Annotated in this window: 1 protein-coding gene; it reads left to right on the top strand. The window is 67.5% G+C overall.

Features of this window, described 5'->3' with window-relative positions; all coding sequences use genetic code 11:
* Nucleotides 1-1,368 (top strand): acetate--CoA ligase (acs, locus tag AB0J78_RS33375; protein ID WP_363796055.1); only part of this gene is annotated, 1,368 nt, incomplete at both ends.

A 1,368-nucleotide genomic window follows, 5' to 3' on the forward strand; every position in this document is an offset into this window, starting at 1 on the left:
TACCGCCGCGGCAAGGCCATGCCGCTCAAGGCCGCCGTCGACGACGCCGTGGCCGAGGCCCCCAGCGTCGAGCACGTGCTGGTCGTCCAGCGCACCGGCACCGACATCACCTGGAACACCAGCCACGACAAGTGGTGGCACGAACTCGTCGACCCCCAGCCCGAGGTCCACACCCCGCAGGCCTTCGACAGCGAACACCCGCTGTTCATCCTCTACACCTCCGGCACCACCGGAAAACCCAAGGGCATCCTGCACACCTCCGGCGGCTACCTCACCCAGGCCGCCTACACCCACCACCACGTCTTCGACCTCAAACCCGACACCGACGTGTACTGGTGCACCGCCGACATCGGCTGGGTCACCGGCCACACCTACATCGTCTACGGGCCCCTGGCCAACGGCGCCACCCAGGTCATCTACGAAGGCACCCCCAACACCCCCCACGAGGGCCGGCACTGGGAAATCGTCCAGAAGTACGGCGTCACCCTCTACTACACCGCCCCCACCACCATCCGCACCTTCATGAAGTGGGGCGCGGACATCCCCGCCAAGTACGACCTGTCCTCACTGCGCGTGCTCGGCTCGGTCGGTGAACCGATCAACCCCGAAGCCTGGATCTGGTACCGCACCCACATCGGCTCCGACCGCACCCCCATCGTCGACACCTGGTGGCAGACCGAAACCGGCGCGATCATGATCTCCCCGCTGCCCGGCGTCACCGCCACCAAACCCGGCTCCGCGCAAACCCCCCTGCCCGGCATCTCCGCCAAGGTCGTCGACGAAACCGGCACCGAAGTCGGACCCGGCGGCGGCGGACTGCTCGTGCTCGACAAGCCCTGGCCCTCCATGCTGCGCGGCATCTGGGGCGACGACGAGCGTTACAAGGACACCTACTGGTCGAAGTTCGCCGACCTGGGCTTCTACTTCGCCGGAGACGGCGCCAAGTACGACGCCGACGGCGACCTGTGGCTGCTCGGCCGCGTCGACGACGTCATGAACGTCTCCGGCCACCGCATCTCCACCACTGAAGTCGAATCCGCCCTGGTCTCCCACTCCAACGTCGCCGAAGCCGCCGTCGTCGGCGCCAGCGACCCCACCACCGGACAAGGCATCGTCGCCTTCGTCATCCTGCGCGGCGGCGTCACCGACGAAGCCGGCGGCGAAGCCGCACTCGCCGAACTCCGCAACCACGTGTCGAAGGAGATCGGACCGATCGCCAAACCCCGGCAGATCATGGTCGTGCCCGAACTCCCCAAGACCCGCTCCGGCAAGATCATGCGCCGCCTGCTGCGCGACGTCGCCGAAAACCGCGAAGTCGGCGACGTCTCCACCCTCGCCGACTCCTCCGTCATGGACCTCATCTCCAAG

This window comes from Saccharopolyspora sp. NPDC049426 (genome assembly GCF_040676935.1).
Taxonomy (GTDB): Bacteria; Actinomycetota; Actinomycetes; order Mycobacteriales; family Pseudonocardiaceae; genus Saccharopolyspora.